We start from the raw sequence: 17,158 nt of genomic DNA, 5'->3' as shown, positions 1-17,158 counted from the left end.
AGCCCCTGATCCTGCTAGCCCCTCGGGTTGAAGGCGGCCAGCGAGCCGCGCGGCAGGCCGGCGAGCACCGGCTCGAGCGCCTCGGCCACCTCGTGCGGCAACGGACGGTCGGCGGGGTCGACGCGCAGGCACGCCGCGATCACGTCGGCGACCACCGGGGGCACGTCGTCGGGCAGCGCCGCGGGAGCGTCGACGAGCTGCGGGTACCTCCGGCGTACGTCGTCCGCGTCCGGGTCGCCGTGCTCGAAGGGCCGCCGGCCGGCGACCGCGTGGAAGAGCGTCGCCCCCAGGCCCCACACGTCGGAGGCGTACGACGGCACCGGTCCGCTGTGCTCCCGCGAGGCGCCGGGGTCGCACTGCTCGGGCGACATGTAGGCGTCGGTGCCGATCGGGTGCCGGAGGCGACGGGCGTCCTCCTCCGGCCGGGCGACCGACAGGTCGATGAGCCGCGCGGGGGCGCCCATGATGACGTTGCTCGGCTTGATGTCGAGATGGGTCCACCCGATGTGGCGGAAGTAGTGCAGAGCCGCGGCGACGTCGATGGCGAGCGGGAGGTACTGCTGCTCCTGCAGCCGCCCGTAGCGGCGGATCAGGCTGGAGAGCCGGGGCCCGTCGATGTGCTCGAGCACGACGTGCGGGCGGTCGCCGTCCTGCCCGTCGCGCAGGCCGCGGACGACGACCGGGTGGTTGACGGTGGCGAGGGCGAGGACCTCCCGGCGCAGGCCGCGCCGGGAGGACTCGTCCTCGACCTGGGAGGGACGCAGCGCCTTGACGACCACGGGTGACCAGGTCACCTCGTCGAAGCACAGCCAGGCCTCGTAGGCGGCGCCGCCGCCGAGCCGGCGCAGGGCGCTCAGCCCCGGGGCCAGGAGCTCACCTTCGGCGAGGTGCCAGCCGTCGTCGTTCCTGCCCATCGTCGCCTCCCTCACCTCTCAGCCGTCCGCGGTCAGCGGCGGGTGTCGTTGCGGCTGCGGTCGTTGGTGTTGTTGGCCGTCTTGTCGCGCGTCTTGTCGCCGCCGTCGCGGGTCCAGTCGCGCGTCTTGTCGCCGCGGCTGATGTCGCGGTCGCGGCTCACGTCGGTGACGCGGCTGTTGGTGTTGTCGTTGGTGTCGCGGCTCTGGTCGGTGTACGACGGGCTGTTGGTGCGCGTGTCGTCATCGTCGTCACCGGTGTCGTCGTCGTTGGTGTCGTCATCGTCGTCGTCGGCGACCAGGACGAGCGACGGCGCGTCGTCGTCACGCTTGGCGGCTTCGTCGGGGGTGGAGGAGACGACCGGCGACGACATGCCGATCAGGCCGAACGCGGTCAGGCCGGCGACACCCAGCAGCGTGGTGGGAAGGATCTTCCTCATCGTGGTTCCTCTCGTCGGGGGCCCGTGCGGCCCGGTGTACGAGAAGACTGCTGGCGCGGCGTGAGCGGACCGTGAGGCCCGGATGAGAGGCCTCTCATGCAGCGGCCGGGACCGATGCAGGAGACCGTGCAGGAGACGGTGCGGGGTGCGTCGGGACGGTTTCGAACCGCCGACCGCTCGGGTGTAAACCGAGTGCTCTACCGCTGAGCTACCGACGCGCAGGGGCACACCCTACGGGACCCGCCGGGCCTCGACGACAGGGCCCGGAAATGAGTTGAACCGCTGGCGTCTCGGGTCACCAGCGGTTCAACAACTAGAAGATTACACCCCTCCCCAAGGGCGTACGAGGAATCGCAGATTTGGCCCGGATCGGTCTAGACCACTGCCACCGTGACACCTACACCAGGTGCGGCTCGAGCGCGGCGTGGAGCTCGCGCAGGTGCTCCTCGAGGTCGCGACCGTCGGGACCGGCGTTGTGCACCGACCAGCGCAGGCGGCCCTCACGGTCGACGACGTAGGACGACCGGCGCGGGGCGCCCTTGACCTCGTCGAACACCTCGTAGCTCCGAGCGACGGCTCCGTGCGGCCACCAGTCCGAGAGCAGCGGGAAGTTGAGGCCCTCGGCATCGGCGAAGGTGCGCAGGGCGTAGACGGAGTCGCAGGACACCGCGAGCACCTCGGTGTCGAAGGTGAGGAACTCGTCGAGCCGGTCACGCACGCCCGACAGCTCCCCGGTGCACACCCCGGTGAAGGCGAACGGGAAGAACATCAGCACGACAGCCTTGCGCCCGCGGAAGTCGCTGAGGCGGACGTCCTGGCCGAACTGGTCACGGAGCGTGAAGTCGGGTGCCTCGTCGCCGATGCGCAGTCCCTTGCCCGTCACGCTGGTCCCTCGCCGTCCTTCTGGTCGTTCGCCTGGTCGTCCCCCCGGCCCCACCCGGCGAGCTCCCGCTTGAGGACCTTGCCGGTGGCGTTGCGCGGCAGCTCGTCGACGAACACGATCTCGCGGGGCACCTTGAACCTCGCCAGGTTGGCCTTCACGTGCTCGCGCAGGTCGTCCTCCGACACCTCGCCGGTGCGCACCACGAAGGCGCGCAGACGCTGACCATAGTCCTCGTCGGCGACACCGACCGCAGCGACCTCCCTCACGGACTCGTGGTGGATGAGGCAGTCCTCGACCTCCTGCGGGAAGACGTTCTCACCGCCGGAGACGATCATGTCGTCGTCGCGGCCCGCCACGTGCAGCCGCCCGGCCTCGTCGAACCAGCCCACGTCGCCCGAGGACATCAGCCCCTCGACGACCTCCTTGGACCCGCCGTGGGTGTAGCCCTCGAAGAGCAGCCCGTTGCCGACGAAGATCCGACCCGTCTCGCCCTGCGGCAGCTCGCTCCCCTGCTCATCGAGGATCCTGACGACCGTCCCCCAGGGCGGCTTGCCCGCCGACGTGGGGTCGGCTCGCAGGTCCTCCGGCGTCGCGATCGAGGCGTAGGCGACCTCGGTGGAGCCGTAGATGTTGTAGAGGTTGTCGCCGAAGCGGTCCATCCACGCCTGCGCGAGCGTGGCGGGCAGCGCCGAGCCGGACGACGCGACCACCTCGACGCGGGAGAGGTCGACCCCCTCGAGCTGCTCGGGGTCGAGCGCCAGGATGCGCTGGAGCATCACCGGGATGACGACCATCGACTGGCAGCGCTCGGCCTGCGTGGTGCGCAGCGCCTCCACCGGGTCGAACGTACGACGCAGCACCACCGTCGAGCCCAGCAGCATCGCGAGCGCCAGGTGGGCGAACCCCCAGGTGTGGAACAGCGGGGCGGCGATGTGCGTGCGCCAACCCGCGCGCAGCGGCATCCTCGACAGCAGCGAGACGGCGGCGTCGATGCCGGCCTCCTTGCGCGGCGCGCCCTTGGGCGTGCCGGTGGTGCCGGAGGTCAGGATCACGATGCGGGCGTGGCGTGTGGGCGGGTGCAGGTCGCCCTCGTCGTACGCCGTCACCAGCCGCTCGAGGGTCTCGTCGGTCCCCGGGTCCCCCTCGGTCCAGGCCAGCACCCGACGCTCGAGGTCGGCGCCGGCCAGGAGGCCGGTGAACTCCTCGTCGTGGATCACCATGCTCGGCGCCTCGCGCTCGAGCACGTCGACCAGCTGCGGTCCGGCGAAGGCGGTGTTGAGGTAGAGGATGTCGGCGCCCAGCTTGGCGACCGCGATGCTCGCGTCGACGAAGCCGCGGTGGTTGCGGCACATCACCGCGACGGAGTCGCCCTCGCGGACCCCGCGCTCGGCGAGCGCACGCGCCAGGGAGTTCGTACGGCGCTGCAGCTCGCCCCAGGTCAGCTCGCCGAGCTCGTCGACCACTCCCACCTGGTGCGGGTCGCGGGCCGCGAGGGTGGCGAAGCCCCCTGCCGGGCCGGTGCCCCAGCGCAGGACCACGCGTCCGATGTCGAGCAGGGTCCTCGGGCCGTAGGGCCGGATCACGCCGGCGCGGCCGAGCACGCGGGCGGTGGTGGCGACCCCGGACGCCCGGGCCGCGAGGGTGGACGGGAGGTCGCGAACGGTCACGCGGGGGTCTTCGGAGCGACCAGCCGGATGGCCTGCCAGTCCTTGCTGACGGCGGCCGTCGTGGTCTGCGACAGCCCCGCGATGGGTGCCGCCTCGGTGACGTCGGAGGGGTCGACGGTGCCCGGTCGGCCGACCTTCGGCGTCAGGAGCCAGATCGACCCGCCGCCGACGAGGTCGGTCAAGGCGTCGACGAGGCCGTCGACGAGGTCGCCGTCGTCGGCGCGCCACCACAGCAGGACCGCGTCGACGACGTTGCCGTAGTCGCCGTCGACCATGTCTGCGTCGATGCAGTCCTCGACGGCGATGCGCAGCTCGTCATCGGTGTCGTTGTCCCACCCGAGCTCCTGGACGACCATCCCGGGCCTGAGCCCGAGCCGATCCCCCGTTCCTGTCACCGGGGCAGAATCGCCCACCGTCGAGCTCACGCAGTGCCTCCTGTGTCCGGGGTGCCCGACCGGTGGTCGGGCGTTGGTGCGCACAGTCCACAGGAACACGGCAGGAGCCGCAACCCCGGTCCACGCCCCGTGCCCGTCCCCGCACCAGTCGGGGGCTGCGGCAGCCCCTGCGCCGTACGCCTCGTGGGACTACCCGCGGGTAGATTTCGTGGCGCGGAGGAGCGTGACACGATGAGTGGGTGAGTGACGCCGACAAGTCCACCAAGAGCCCCGTCGCATCGGTGATCCACGAGGGCCTCCCCACCCAGCTGCCCGACATCGACCCGGACGAGACCCAGGAGTGGCTCGCCTCGTTCGACGCGATGCTCGACGACCGCGGTCGCGACCGCGCCCGCTACGTGATGCTGCGCCTGCTCGAGCGCGCCCGCGAGAAGCAGGTCGGCGTGCCGGCCCTGCGCTCGACCGACTACATCAACACCATCCCGCCCGAGCGCGAGCCGTGGTTCCCCGGCGACGAGGAGGTCGAGCGCCGCATCCGCGCGTTCATCCGCTGGAACGCCGCGGTGATGGTGTCGTCGGCCAACCGCAAGGGCCTCGAGGTCGGCGGACACATCGCCACCTACCAGTCCTCGGCGAGCCTCTACGAGGTCGGCTTCAACCACTTCTTCCGCGGCAAGGACCACGAGGGCGGCGGCGACCAGATCTACATCCAGGGCCACGGCTCCCCGGGCGTCTACGCCCGCGCGTTCCTCGAGGGCCGCCTCAGCGAGGAGCAGCTCTACCGCTTCCGCCAGGAGGTCCAGCACGGCAAGGGCGCCGGGCTCCCGTCGTACCCGCACCCGCGCCTGATGCCCGACTTCTGGGAGTTCCCGACCGTGTCGATGGGCCTCACGGCCATCAACTCGATCTACCAGGCCCGCTTCAACCGCTACATGCACAACCGCAAGCTCACGGACACCTCGCAGCAGCGGGTGTGGGCCTTCATGGGCGACGGCGAGATGGCCGAGCCCGAGTCGCTGGGCGCCATCCGCGTCGCGGCACGCGAGGAGCTCGACAACCTCACCTGGGTCATCAACTGCAACCTGCAGCAGCTCGACGGCCCGGTCACCGGCAACGGCAAGATCATCCAGGAGCTCGAGGCCAACTTCCGCGGCGCTGGCTGGAACGTCATCAAGGTCGTGTGGGGCCGCGAGTGGGACGCCCTGCTCGCCAAGGACGTCGACGGCGTGCTGGTCAACCGGATGAACACCACGCCCGACGGACAGTTCCAGACCTACTCGACCGAGGACGGCGCCTACGTCCGCGAGCACTTCTTCGGTGGCGACCCGCGCCTGCGCAAGATGGTCGAGCACATGTCCGACACCCAGATCGAGAAGCTGCCGCGCGGCGGTCACGACTACCGCAAGGTCTACGCCGCGTTCGACGCCGCGACCAAGCACACCGGCCAGCCGACGGTGATCCTCGCCCACACCATCAAGGGCTGGACGATCGACGCCCTGGAGGGCAAGAACGCCACCCACCAGATGAAGAAGCTGACCCTCCCGGACCTGAAGAAGTTCCGCGACCGGCTCTACCTCCCGATCAGCGACCGCGACCTCGAGGAGTCCTACGAGAAGACCGGCGGTGCGCCGTTCTTCCACCCCGGTGCCGACGCCCCGGAGATCGAGTACATGCTCGAGCGCCGCACGGCTCTCGGCGGCTCCATCCCGCGCCGTGTCAACCGCGCCACCGCGCTCAAGCTGCCCGGCGACGAGGTCTACGCCGAGCTCAAGCAGGGGTCGGGCAAGAACAAGTTCGCCACCACGATGGCCGTCGTCCGGTTGCTGCGCGACTGGATGAAGGACCCCGAGATCGGCGACCGCCTCGTCCCGATCGCCCCCGACGAGTACCGCACGTTCGGCATGGACTCGATGTTCCCGAGCGCCAAGGTCTACAACCCGGGCGGCCAGCAGTACGAGTCGGTCGACCGCAAGATGCTGCTGTCCTACAAGGAGTCCGCGCAGGGCCAGATGCTCCACGAGGGCATCTCCGAGGCGGGCGCGATGGCGTCGGCCACGGCCGCCGGGTCGGCGTACACCACGCACGGCGAGCACATGATCCCGTTCTACATCTTCTACTCGATGTTCGGCTTCCAGCGCACGGGCGACTCGATCTGGGCGATGGCCGACCAGCTGGCCCGCGGCTTCCTGATCGGCGCCACGGCCGGTCGCACGACGCTGACCGGTGAGGGCCTCCAGCACGCCGACGGGCACTCGCCGCTGCTGGCGGCGACCAACCCGGCGATCGTCCACTACGACCCGGCGTTCGCCTACGAGATCAGCCACATCATGCAGAACGGCCTCGAGCGGATGTACGGCTCCGGCGGGCCCGACGGCAGCGGCGAGGACGTCATCTACTACCTCACCGTCTACAACGAGCCGGTCTCCATGCCGGCGGAGCCCGCCGACGTCGACGTCGACGGGATCCTCCGGGGCATCCACAAGGTCGCCACCGCCGACGGCGAGGGCCCGCGGGTCCAGCTGATGGCGTCCGGCGTGGGCTTCCCCTGGGTCGAGGAGGCCGCCCGCCTCCTGGCCGAGGAGTGGGGCGTCCAGTCCGACCTGTGGTCGGTCACCTCGTGGAACGAGCTCGCCCGCGACGGCGCCGCCGTCGAGCAGTGGAACCTGCTCAACCCGGGTGAGGAGCGCCGCACGGCCTACGTCAGCGACAAGCTCGCCGGCGTCCAGGGTCCGGTCGTCGCGGTGTCCGACTACATGCGGGCGGTACCGCTGCAGATCGCCCGCTGGGTCCCGGCCGACTACCGCGTGCTCGGTGCCGACGGCTTCGGTTTCGCCGACACCCGCCCCGCGGCCCGCCGGTTCTTCCACATCGACGCGCAGAGCGTCGTGGTCCAGGCCCTGCAGGCGCTCGCCGACGCCGGCGAGCTCCCGATCGAGAAGGCCGTGGAGGCCGCGGAGCGTTACCGGATCGACGACCCGACCGCCACCAAGGACATCAAGCAGGAGGGCGGCGACGCCTGACGGTCGTCACCACCCGCTGACACCCGCCTGACCCGGCCCGGGTCAGGCGGGTGTTGCGTGTCGTACGTCGCCCAGCGGATCGACGGGCGGCTCACCGGCGCGCGCCTCGGCCGGCCGTACCGGCGCCCCCTCGTGGAGCAGGTCGCGCCAGCGGTGGCGGTCGTAGTGGCTGGGCTCGGTGGTGCGGATGAAGTCGCGCACGATCTTGGCGAACCGCTCGGGGTGGTCGCGGTGCGGGAAGTGGCCGGCGTTGGGGATGATCTCCACGCGGGCGGTCGGGGCGAGCGCGCTGGCGTTGCTGGCATGGCTGACCGGGATGACGAGGTCGTCGGCCCCCCACACGACGCACATCGGCATGGCCTCGGTGAGGTAGGCCCGGTCGGCCATGGTGACGATCTGGCCCTTCCAGTCCACCACGGCGCGGACCACGTGCCGGATCGCCGCACGGGCGCGGGGGTCCTTGAACGAGTCGTAGATGGTGGCGACCTCGTCGAGGTCGCGCAGCTGGCTGATCCCGCTCCGTGCGAGCACCCGCATGGTCGTGGTCGCAGCGTGGCGCAGTCCCGGAGCCGCCAGCACGCCCATCACCTGGTGGAAGCCCGGGGTCGTGATGGCGCGGATGGCCGGGTTCACCTCAGGTCCCAGGCCGCCGGACGCCACGAGGACGAGCCGCTCGGTGCGCTCGGGGTACTGGTAGGCGAACTGCATGGCCACTCCCCCGCCGAAGCTGTGCCCGACCACCGTCGCGGTGTCGATGCCCAGCACGGTCAGCAGGTCACGCATGCCGTTGGCGTAGCCGCCCACGCTGTAGTCGGCACGCGGCTTGTCGGACACGCCGTGGCCGAGCAGGTCCGGCGCGATGACCGTGTGCGTCCGCGCGAGTGAGTCGATGACCGAGGACCAGGTCGTGTGGTCGCAGCCGAGGCCGTGCAGCAGCAGGACGACGGGCCCCGAGCCGGCGCGGACGTAGGCGCGCCGGTGTCCGTGCACGGTCACGTGCTCGACGTGCGGGCTGCTGCTACGGGTCACGCGACCTCCAGGGATGGGACTGTCCGGGATTCAACCAGAGCGTCGGCCCCGGTACCCCGCACGCCTCCCCCTGATGCCACATCGTGACCTGGGGGCCCGGGCGCGGCCCGCGCGGCGCGCTTCGTGGGAATCCCACTACGTGACGCACCCCACTACAGTCGTGCCGTGACCCCGTCCCGCCGCCGCGCAGCCGAGGCCCTGCGCAACTCCACGGGGGCGCTCAGCACGGCCGCCACGGGGCGGATGTCCAGCGACCTGCCCTGGTTCGACGACCTGAGCGCCGAGGACCGCTCGTGGGTCGGGCTCATCGTCCAGGCCGGCATCCGCGGGTTCGTGGACTGGTACGACCACGAGGTCGGGGCATCGGCCCACGACCCGCTCGACGTCGTCGTGTTCGGCGCCGCGCCGCGCGAGCTGACCGGCGTCATCTCGCTGCAGCAGACGGTCGAGCTGGTGCGGCTGAGCATCCGGGTCGTCGAGACCACCATCGACGCCCTGCTCGACCCCGACGACGCCCGCGAGGTGCACGACGCGGTCCTGCTCTACGCCCGCGAGGTGGCCTTCGCGACTGCCGCTGTCTACGCCCGAGCGGCCGAGTCCCGCGGTGCGTGGGACGCGCGGCTCGAGGCCCTCGTCGTCGACGCCGTCGTCCGCGCCGAGGCCGACGAGAGCGTGCTGTCGCGGGCCAGCGCGCTGGGCTGGGGCGCGCACGGCGACGTGGCCGTCGTGCTGGGCGCCACGCCCCCGCACCGGGCCGAGCTCGACGTCTTCGAGTCCGTACGACGCTCCGCGCGCGCCGGCGGGATGGACGCGCTGTGTGCCTCGCAGGGCGAGCGGCTGGTCGTGGTGCTGGGCGGCGTCACCGACCCGTTGGCGGCCGCGACGAGGTTGCTCGACCACTTCGGCGACGGCCCCGTGGTGGTCGGCCCCGTTACCGCCGACCTGGCCCATGCCAGCGCGTCGGCGCGGGCCGCGCTGTCCGCGCACCGCGCCGCCAGCGGCTGGCCCGACGCCCCGCGCCCGGTCGCGAGCCGCGACCTGCTCCCCGAGCGCGCCCTGGCCGGCGACGGGCACGCGCGCCGCCACCTCGTCGACGAGGTCTACCTCCCGTTGATGGCCGCTCGCGGCACGCTGCTCGAGACGCTGGCCGCGTGGTTCGAGCACGGCTCGTCCATCGAGGCGACCGCCCGGGCGCTCTTCGTCCACCCCAACACGGTGCGCTACCGGCTGCGCCAGATCTCCGACGTCACCGGCTGGTCGCCGACCCGCCCGCGCGAGGCGTTCGCGCTCCAGCTGGCGCTGATCCTAGGCCGCCAGTCGGGTCGGACGGAACTGTAGGAACCCTACAAAGATCTGGGGGTCAGATTCGTCGGCGTCGGACCCGCGGCGACCGGCCACGACCCGTCAGAGTGGACACGTGCTCGTCATCGTCGCTCCCGGCCAAGGGGCCCAGACCCCCGGATTCCTCACGCCCTGGCTGGAGGACCCGACCTTCGCCTCGCGCTTCGACTGGCTCGCCACCGTGGCCGGCATCGACCTCGCCCACTACGGCACCGAGGCCGACGCCGAGACGATCCGCGACACCAAGATCGCCCAGCCGCTGCTGGTCGCGACCGGGCTGATCGCTGCCCTCGACCTCTTCCCGCACCCGGCCGACGCGTTCTCGCGCATCGGCGCGGTCGCCGGCCACAGCGTGGGCGAGCTCACCGCTGCGGCCGGCGCCCGGGCCGTCACGGCCGAGCAGGCGATGGTGCTGGTGCGCGAGCGCGGCAACGCCATGGCCGACGCCGCTGCCACGACCGCCACCGGGATGACCGCCGTCCTGGGCGGGGACCGCGACGAGGTCCTCGCGGCCATCGAGCGGCACGGCCTGACCGCCGCCAACGACAACGGCCCCGGCCAGGTCGTCGCCGCCGGTACGACGGAGCAGCTCGCCGCCTTCGCCGACGACCCGCCGGCCAAGGCGCGCCTGATGCCGCTGAGCGTCGCCGGTGCGTTCCACACCGTCCACATGGCCCCGGCGGTCGACCGCCTCGCCTCGCTGGCCCGCTCGGTGTCCACCCACGACCCGCGCACCCCGGTGATCTCCAACCGTGACGGCCAGGTCGTCCACGACGGCCGCGACGTGCTGCGCCGCATCGTCGGTCAGATCTCCAACCCGGTCCGCTGGGACCTCTGCCTGGAGACGATGAGCGACCTCGGTGTCACCGGCATCCTCGAGATGCCCCCGGCCGGCACGCTCACCGGCATCGCCAAGCGCGCCCTCAAGGGTGTGGAGACGTTCGCGCTCAAGACGCCCGACCAGCTCGACGACGCCCGTGAGTTCTGCGACAAGCACGGCGAGGCCTCGATGATCGAGACCACCCCCACGTGGCGGATGGTGGTCTCCCCCGCCAAGGGCACGTTCCACATCTCCGCCGAGGCCGCGCAGCTCCACCTGCTCGCCCCCGGCGCCACCATCGGCGAGGTCGCCAGCCTGCGCGACCGCACGGAGATCACCGCGCCCCACGGTGGCTCCGTCGTCGAGTGGCTGGTCGAGGACGGCGACCTCGTCTCCCCGGGCCAGCCCCTCCTGCGACTCCACCCGGAGGCCACGCTCTGATGACGGCCATCACCGGCGGCACGGGTGCCGCTCACGCACGCATCATGGGTGTCGGCGCCTACCGCCCGTCCCGCCTCGTCCCCAACTCCGAGGTCGTCGACGCCATCGACTCCAGCGACGAGTGGATCCAGCAGCGCTCCGGGATCCGGACGCGCCGCTGGGCCGGTCCCGAGGAGTCCGTCCAGATGATGTCGGTCGAGGCCTCCCGGATCGCCATCGAGCGCGCCGGCCTCGACGTCGGCCAGATCGACTGCGTGGTCGTCGCCACCGTCAGCCACCTGCTCCAGACCCCGGCCGTGGCCACCGCGATCGCACACGAGCTCGGCACCGACGGCGCCGCCGCCTTTGACATCTCCGCGGCGTGCTCCGGCTTCTGCCACGGCATCGCGCTCGCCTCCGACATCGTCCGCGCCGGCAGCGCGCGCCACGTCCTGGTGGTCGGGGTCGAGCGGCTCACCGACATCCTCGACCTCACCGACCGCGGCACTGCCTTCATCTTCGCCGACGGGGCGGGCGCAGCCGTCGTCGGTCCGAGCGACACCCCCGGCATCGGTCCGGTCGTGTGGGGCTCCGACGGCGAGCAGTTCGACCTCATCCGGCAGCGGGAGGACTGGCGCGACGTCGTCGGCACCGACACGCAGCCCGGCTCCGGCGTGATGCCGCACCTGACCATGCAGGGCAACCCGGTCTTCCGGTGGGCGTCCTTCGCGATGGCGAAGATCGGCCAGCAGGCCCTCGACGCGGCCGGCATCACCCTCGACGAGCTCGACGTCTTCGTGCCCCACCAGGCCAACATGCGCATCATCGACGCCATGGCCCGTTCCATGAAGCTCCCCGCGTCGGTGCGGATCGCGCGCGACGTCGCCGACCAGGGCAACACCTCGGCCGCGTCGGTCCCGCTCGCGCTCGACCGGATGATGGCCGAGGGCGAGGCCAGGTCCGGTGACACGGCGCTGCTGATCGCCTTCGGCGCCGGGCTGTCGTACGCCGCCCAGGTCGTCACCGTCCCCTGACCCGCACCGCCACAACCCCAGACCAGCCCAAGCAGCACCCACACAGAAGAAGGGAAGGCCCATGGCCAGCACCGAAGAAATCCGCGCCGACCTCGCCGAGATCGTCAACGAGGTGGCCGGCGTCGACGCCGACGACGTCCAGCTGGACAAGTCCTTCGTGGACGACCTCGACGTCGACTCGCTCTCCATGGTCGAGGTCGTCGTGGCCGCCGAGGAGAAGTTCGGCGTGACCATCCCGGACGACGAGGTCAAGAACCTCAAGACCGTGGGCGACGCCGTCGCCTACATCGAGCGCGCGCAGGGCTGACACGCTCGTCCTGACGTCACGGGTGGCCGGAGTCCAGCCCCGGCCCCCGTGACCCAGGCCCCACTCCCCCTCTGATCCACCCGATCCACCCCGGTCAACCCGCGAGAACGGAACCCATCTGATGCCCTCGACCCGCGTAGTCGTCACCGGCCTCGGCACCACCTCCCCCGTCGGCGGGGACGTCGCCTCGACGTGGCAGGCGATGCTGTCCGGCACGTCCGGCATCAGGCGCCTCACCGACGAGTGGGTCGACCAGCTGCCCGTGAAGATCGGCGGCCGGGTGGCGGTCGAGCCGACCGAGGTCCTCGAGCGCGTCAAGGCCCGCCGCCTCGACCGGTCCAGCCAGTTCGCCATGGTCGCGGCCGACCAGGCCTGGGCCGACGCCGGCCTGGAGGGTTCGGGCCTCGAGCCCGAGCGTCTCGCCGTCGCGCTCGCGTCCGGCATCGGTGGTGTCACGACGCTGCTCGACAACTACGACACGCTCCTCGAGAAGGGTGCGCGCCGGGTGTCCCCGCTCGCGGTCCCGATGCTCATGCCCAACGCACCCGCTGCCAACGTCAGCCTCAAGTACGGCGCCCGCGCCGCGGTCCACGCGCCCACCTCGGCCTGCGCCTCCGGCAACGAGGCCATCGCCATGGCCATCGACATGATCCGTCTCGGCCGCGCCGACGTCGTCATCGCCGGCGGCACCGAGGCTGCGATCCACCCGCTCCCGATGGCCGCGTTCGCCAACATGATGGCGCTGTCCAAGACCGGCAGCGAGGAGGGCGGCGACCCGACCACCGTCTCGCGCCCGTGGGACACCGGCCGCGACGGCTTCGTCCTCGGCGAGGGCGGCGCCGTGCTGATCCTCGAGTCCGAGGAGCACGCCCGTGCTCGTGGCGCGAAGGTGTACGCCGAGGTGCGCGGCGCCGGCATCAGCAACGACGCCCACGACATCGCCCAGCCCGACCCCGAGGGTCGCGGCGGCACCCGCGCCATCAAGATGGCGCTGCGGGAGGGCGACGTCGACCCCGCCACCGTCATCCACGTCAACGCGCACGCGACCTCGACGCCGAAGGGCGACATCGCCGAGGGCCTGATGCTGCACGCCGTCCTGGGCGAGCACGTCGACCGTTGTGTCGTGACGAGCACGAAGTCGATGACCGGCCACCTCCTCGGCGGCGCCGGCGCGCTGGAGGCCGTCGCGACCGTGATGGCGCTCCACGACCGCGTGAGCCCGCCCACGATCAACCTCGACGACAAGGACCCCGAGGTCGACCTCGACATCCCGACGTCCAAGCGTGACCTGCCCGACGGCGACGTCGTCGCGCTCAACAACTCCTTCGGCTTCGGTGGCGCCAACGTCGCGGTCGCCTTCGGCAGCGTCTGAGAACCGGAAGGACCTCCCCATGACGACGACGGCCACGAAGCCCGCCAAGCTGCCCCGCGAGCAAGACCCGCGCAACCCGGTCCACCGGCTCACGGCCCTCTTCGACGAGGGCACGCTCGAGCTGCTGACCCCCGACGACGACTCGGGGATGCTGGCGGCCACCGGGCGGGTCAACGACACGGCGGTCGTCGCCTTCTGCAGCGACGCGACCGTCATGGGCGGCGCGATGGGCGACCTCGGCTGTCGCGTCGTGGTCGACGCCTACCACCGGGCGATCACCGACGGCGTGCCGATCATCGGCCTCTGGCACTCGGGCGGTGCCCGGCTCGCCGAGGGCGTGCTGTCCCTGCACGCCGTGGGTCGCATCTTCCAGGTGATGACCCAGGCCTCCGGCGTCATCCCGCAGGTCTCCGTCGTCCTCGGCCCCGCAGCCGGTGGCGCGGCCTACGGTCCGGCTCTCACCGACGTGGTCATCCTCGGCCCCGAGGGCCGCATCTTCGTGACCGGCCCCGACGTCGTCCGCTCCGTCACGGGCGAGGACGTCGACATGCTGCGCCTCGGCGGTCCCGAGCCCCACGGCCGTCGCTCGGGGGTGGTCCACATCCTCACCGAGTCCGAGGCCGAGGCGCTCGAGCGGGCGCGCACGGTCGCGTCGCTCCTCGGCGCCCAGCACAGCCTCGACGTCGACGCGGTCGAGGACCGTGACCTCGCGGCGATCCTCCCGGAGTCCAAGAAGCGCGCCTACGACGTCCACCCGCTCGTCGAGGCCGTGCTCGACGACGGCACGATGCAGGAGCTGCACGCACGGTGGGCCCCCAACATCGTCACCGCGCTCGGCCGCTTCGGCGGCCGCACCGTCGGCGTCGTCGCCAACAACCCGCTGCGCCTCGGCGGGTGCCTCGACTCGCTCTCCGCCGAGAAGGCGTCCCGCTTCGTGCGCATGTGCGACGCGTTCGGGGTGCCGCTGATCGTGCTCGTCGACGTCCCGGGCTACCTACCCGGCGTCGGTCAGGAGTGGGACGGCGTCGTACGCCGCGGGGCCAAGCTGCTGCACGCCTTCGGCGAGTGCGTCGTGCCGCGCGTGACGCTCGTGACCCGCAAGACCTACGGCGGCGCCTACATCGCGATGAACGCCCGCTCCCTGGGCGCCACGCGGGTGCTCGCCTGGCCGGGCGCCGAGGTGGCCGTGATGGGCGCCGTGGCGGCCATCCGCATCCTGCACCGCCGCAAGCTGGCCGAGGTCTCGCCCGAGATCCGGCCCCAGGTCGAGGCCGAGCTCGCTGCCGAGCACGAGCGCATCGCCGGGGGGGTCGACAAGGCCGTCGAGATCGGGGTGGTCGACGAGGTCGTCGAGCCCACCCGCACCCGCAGCGCCATCGCTCACGCCATGCGACACGAGATCGACACCGCCGGCGTACGCCGCGGGCGCCACGGCAACATCCCGCTCTGAGGAGCCTCCTCAGACCACCTGGTGGAGCCAGCGCACCGGGGCGCCCTCACCGGCGTGACGGAACGTCTCCAGCTCGTCGTCCCACGGCTTGCCCAGCAGGTTGTCGATCTCGAGCAGGAGCGCGGTGTCGCCGAGAGCGGCCTTGACCACCGCCGCCTTGAGCCGGTCCTCGGGGATCAGGATGTCGCCGTGCGGTCCGGTGATGGCGTGGAAGATGCCGAGGTCGGGCGTGCACGAGAAGCGCGTGCCCTCACTGGAGCTGGTCGGCTCCTCGGTGATCTCGAAGCGGAGGTGGTTCCAGCCACGCAGTGCCGACGCGACGGCCGCTGCGGTGCCCGCCGAGCCGCTCCAGGACAGCTCGGCGCGGTAGGAGCCCGGCTGGGCAGGCTGCGGCGTCCAGTCGAGCGAGACGGCAACTCCGAGGACTCCGCCCACGGCCCACTCGATGTGCGGGCAGAGTGCGGAGGGAGCAGAGTGCACGTAGAGAATGCCCCTCGTGGCCGGACCGTCCGGACGGGAAGCAATGCGTGTGGTCACTGTGACCTCCTTGAGTTCCGACGCTCCAGATGCGCCTTCCCCAGCGTTCTGTCGTCAGTGCTCAAGCAGAGTCGAGTGACACGTATGTGATTAGTGGACCCATTGTGACCCATGTGGCGCCCGAGCGCCAGCAGTCACGCCGATCAGGACTGGCGTCGTTCCAGGGCCTCGGCACGCTCGGCGGAGTCGGTCAGCTCCTCGGAGTCGATGGCGTGGGTGCGGTGGAACCAGGAGAGGGCGTCCGTCTCACGGCCGGCGGCCTCGAGGGTGTCGGCGTACGCGTAGCGCAGGCGCACCACCCAGGCCTGCCGGCTCTTCGAGGTGAGCGGGGCGAGCTCGAGGGTGCGCAGCGCAGCGTCAAGCTGACCCATGTCGCGCCGGGCACCGGCCTCGACCAGCGTCATCTCGGCCTTGGCCTCGGAGCTGAAGTTCGCCACGGACGGGCTCTTGGCCAGCTTGATGGCCTGTTCCGGGTTGCCGAGCGCACGGTGGCAGTCGGCCATGATCGGGAGGTAGTCGGTCGCACCGTTCATGCGCTTCGCGGCGCGCAGCTCGGCCAACGCCTCGGCATAGTGGCCGGCGGCGTAGGCGGTCTCGCCTGCCGCCTCGCGCACGACGGCGATCCGTGAGGCGCGCGCCCGTGCGGCCAGCGCGTGCCGGTAGGCCAGCTCGGGGTCCTCGTCGATGAACGCGCCTGCCGCCGCCAGGTGGCGGGCGACCCGCGCCGCGAGCTTCTCCGGCAGGCCCTTCAGCTGGGCGCGGACGCCACGGTCGAGCTCGGCGCCGGTGATGTGCTCGGGCAGGTCCGGGCCGTCGTACGCCGCCTGGTCGGCGGTGCGGGGGGCCTGCTCCGAGCGTCCCCGGAAGCCACGCTCCTGTGAGCGCTCGGCGCGCTTGCCACCAGACGGCTTGCCACCGGACGACTTGCCGCCCGACGTCGGGCGACCGCCCGACCTACCGCGGGAGTCACTGGAGCGGCTGGAACCACCACGAGAGTCCCCGCGCTGGCCTCCACGCGAGTCGGAGCCGCTACGGCCACCGGCAGACGAGCTGCCTCGTCCGGCGCCGGAACCGCCTCGCGACGGTCGCTGTCCTCGACGGTCCTCGGCCACAGCCGCACTTCCCTTCTCCACGCGTCGTCCCCGCTCGGGGGCAACGCTACTCATACCGCGCCATGAAATGGCACAGGGGCCACCAGATCACTGGTGGCCCCTGCCAAATGTTTGTCCGGCGGCGTCCTACTCTCCCACAACCTCTCGGTTGCAGTACCATCGGCGCTGAAAGGCTTAACTTCCGGGTTCGGTATGGGACCGGGTGTTTCCCGTTTCGCTATGGCCGCCGTAACTCTTTCAACACAAACTCGCCCTCGTGGGTTTGTTGGTTGGGAACTGCGTAGTGGACGCGAACAGGCTCAGTGGTGAGCTGTGTGTGTGTTCGTTGGGTGCGCGTGGTGTCACGTACGGTGCACACGGTGGTTCTGGTGGTGTGTGTGGTTTTGTACGTGGTTGGGACAAGCCCTCGGCCTATTAGTA

At 71.5% G+C, this 17,158-nt stretch carries 15 protein-coding genes, 1 tRNA gene and 1 rRNA gene; 7 read left to right on the top strand and 10 right to left on the bottom strand.

All coding sequences use genetic code 11. The features are described from left to right. Positions 1–14: 14 nt before the first annotated feature. From HOO61_RS15960 to HOO61_RS15935, 6 genes are all read right to left on the bottom strand, one after another. A complete protein-coding gene (locus HOO61_RS15960) occupies positions 15–914 on the bottom strand; it encodes a serine/threonine-protein kinase (protein WP_172260220.1) in 900 nt (299 codons plus the stop codon). Between the two features lie 32 nt (positions 915–946). Next, entirely contained in the window at positions 947–1,351 is a 405-nt protein-coding gene (locus HOO61_RS15955) for a hypothetical protein (protein WP_172260218.1), read from the bottom strand. 146 nt (positions 1,352–1,497) lie between these two features. After that, positions 1,498–1,569 (bottom strand) — tRNA-Val (locus tag HOO61_RS15950). A gap of 179 nt (positions 1,570–1,748) precedes the next feature. Next, a complete protein-coding gene (locus tag HOO61_RS15945) occupies positions 1,749–2,234 on the bottom strand; it encodes a peroxiredoxin (RefSeq protein ID WP_172260216.1) in 486 nt (161 codons plus the stop codon). Next, complete coding sequence (locus HOO61_RS15940; protein ID WP_172260214.1) at positions 2,231–3,901, bottom strand: AMP-binding protein; 1,671 nt, start codon at positions 3,899–3,901, stop codon at positions 2,231–2,233. The genes HOO61_RS15945 and HOO61_RS15940 overlap by 4 nt, the downstream gene beginning before the upstream one ends. Continuing rightward, positions 3,898–4,326: a DUF3052 domain-containing protein gene (locus tag HOO61_RS15935; protein ID WP_172260212.1), complete on the bottom strand. Its 429-nt coding sequence runs from the start codon at positions 4,324–4,326 to the stop codon at positions 3,898–3,900. The genes HOO61_RS15940 and HOO61_RS15935 overlap by 4 nt, the downstream gene beginning before the upstream one ends. Before the next feature lie 209 nt (positions 4,327–4,535). Here HOO61_RS15935 and aceE point away from each other — a divergent pair, with 209 nt between their 5' ends. Further along, the gene (gene aceE, locus HOO61_RS15930; RefSeq protein WP_172260210.1) at positions 4,536–7,316 is read left to right on the top strand and encodes a pyruvate dehydrogenase (acetyl-transferring), homodimeric type; all 2,781 of its coding nucleotides are present in this window, start codon (positions 4,536–4,538) and stop codon (positions 7,314–7,316) included. Positions 7,317–7,358: 42 nt separating this feature from the next. Here the strand turns inward: aceE and HOO61_RS15925 are convergent, their stop codons facing one another. Next, positions 7,359–8,345 (bottom strand): alpha/beta fold hydrolase, encoded by a 987-nt coding sequence (locus HOO61_RS15925; protein ID WP_367650212.1) that lies wholly within the window; start codon positions 8,343–8,345, stop codon positions 7,359–7,361. Positions 8,346–8,510: 165 nt separating this feature from the next. Here HOO61_RS15925 and HOO61_RS15920 point away from each other — a divergent pair, with 165 nt between their 5' ends. From HOO61_RS15920 to HOO61_RS15895, 6 genes are all read left to right on the top strand, one after another. Next, positions 8,511–9,683, top strand: a complete 1,173-nt coding sequence (locus HOO61_RS15920; RefSeq protein WP_367650211.1) for a PucR family transcriptional regulator — start codon at positions 8,511–8,513, stop codon at positions 9,681–9,683. A gap of 79 nt (positions 9,684–9,762) precedes the next feature. After that, positions 9,763–10,947: an acyltransferase domain-containing protein gene (locus HOO61_RS15915; protein ID WP_172260208.1), complete on the top strand. Its 1,185-nt coding sequence runs from the start codon at positions 9,763–9,765 to the stop codon at positions 10,945–10,947. Further along, positions 10,947–11,960: a beta-ketoacyl-ACP synthase III gene (locus tag HOO61_RS15910; RefSeq protein WP_172260206.1), complete on the top strand. Its 1,014-nt coding sequence runs from the start codon at positions 10,947–10,949 to the stop codon at positions 11,958–11,960. Before HOO61_RS15915 ends, HOO61_RS15910 begins: the two co-directional genes overlap by 1 nt. A gap of 61 nt (positions 11,961–12,021) precedes the next feature. Further along, positions 12,022–12,267: an acyl carrier protein gene (locus tag HOO61_RS15905; RefSeq protein ID WP_172260204.1), complete on the top strand. Its 246-nt coding sequence runs from the start codon at positions 12,022–12,024 to the stop codon at positions 12,265–12,267. 121 nt (positions 12,268–12,388) lie between these two features. Further along, positions 12,389–13,639 (top strand): beta-ketoacyl synthase, encoded by a 1,251-nt coding sequence (locus HOO61_RS15900; RefSeq protein WP_172260202.1) that lies wholly within the window; start codon positions 12,389–12,391, stop codon positions 13,637–13,639. 19 nt (positions 13,640–13,658) lie between these two features. After that, complete coding sequence (locus HOO61_RS15895; protein ID WP_172260200.1) at positions 13,659–15,089, top strand: acyl-CoA carboxylase subunit beta; 1,431 nt, start codon at positions 13,659–13,661, stop codon at positions 15,087–15,089. 9 nt (positions 15,090–15,098) lie between these two features. Here HOO61_RS15895 and HOO61_RS15890 read toward each other — a convergent pair whose 3' ends face one another. The 3 genes from HOO61_RS15890 to rrf form a co-directional block, all read right to left on the bottom strand. Further along, complete coding sequence (locus HOO61_RS15890; RefSeq protein ID WP_172261001.1) at positions 15,099–15,614, bottom strand: DUF3145 domain-containing protein; 516 nt, start codon at positions 15,612–15,614, stop codon at positions 15,099–15,101. A gap of 155 nt (positions 15,615–15,769) precedes the next feature. Further along, entirely contained in the window at positions 15,770–16,792 is a 1,023-nt protein-coding gene (locus HOO61_RS24225; protein ID WP_172260198.1) for a tetratricopeptide repeat protein, read from the bottom strand. 59 nt (positions 16,793–16,851) lie between these two features. Continuing rightward, positions 16,852–16,969 (bottom strand): 5S ribosomal RNA (gene rrf, locus HOO61_RS15880). Between the last annotated feature and the right edge of the window lie 189 nt (positions 16,970–17,158).

The sequence above is a fragment of the Nocardioides sp. zg-1230 genome (genome assembly GCF_013155335.1).
GTDB lineage: Bacteria > Actinomycetota > Actinomycetes > Propionibacteriales > Nocardioidaceae > Nocardioides.
The sequence above is the reverse complement of the archived record's forward strand: the minus strand, read 5'-3'. Positions and strand labels throughout refer to the sequence as shown.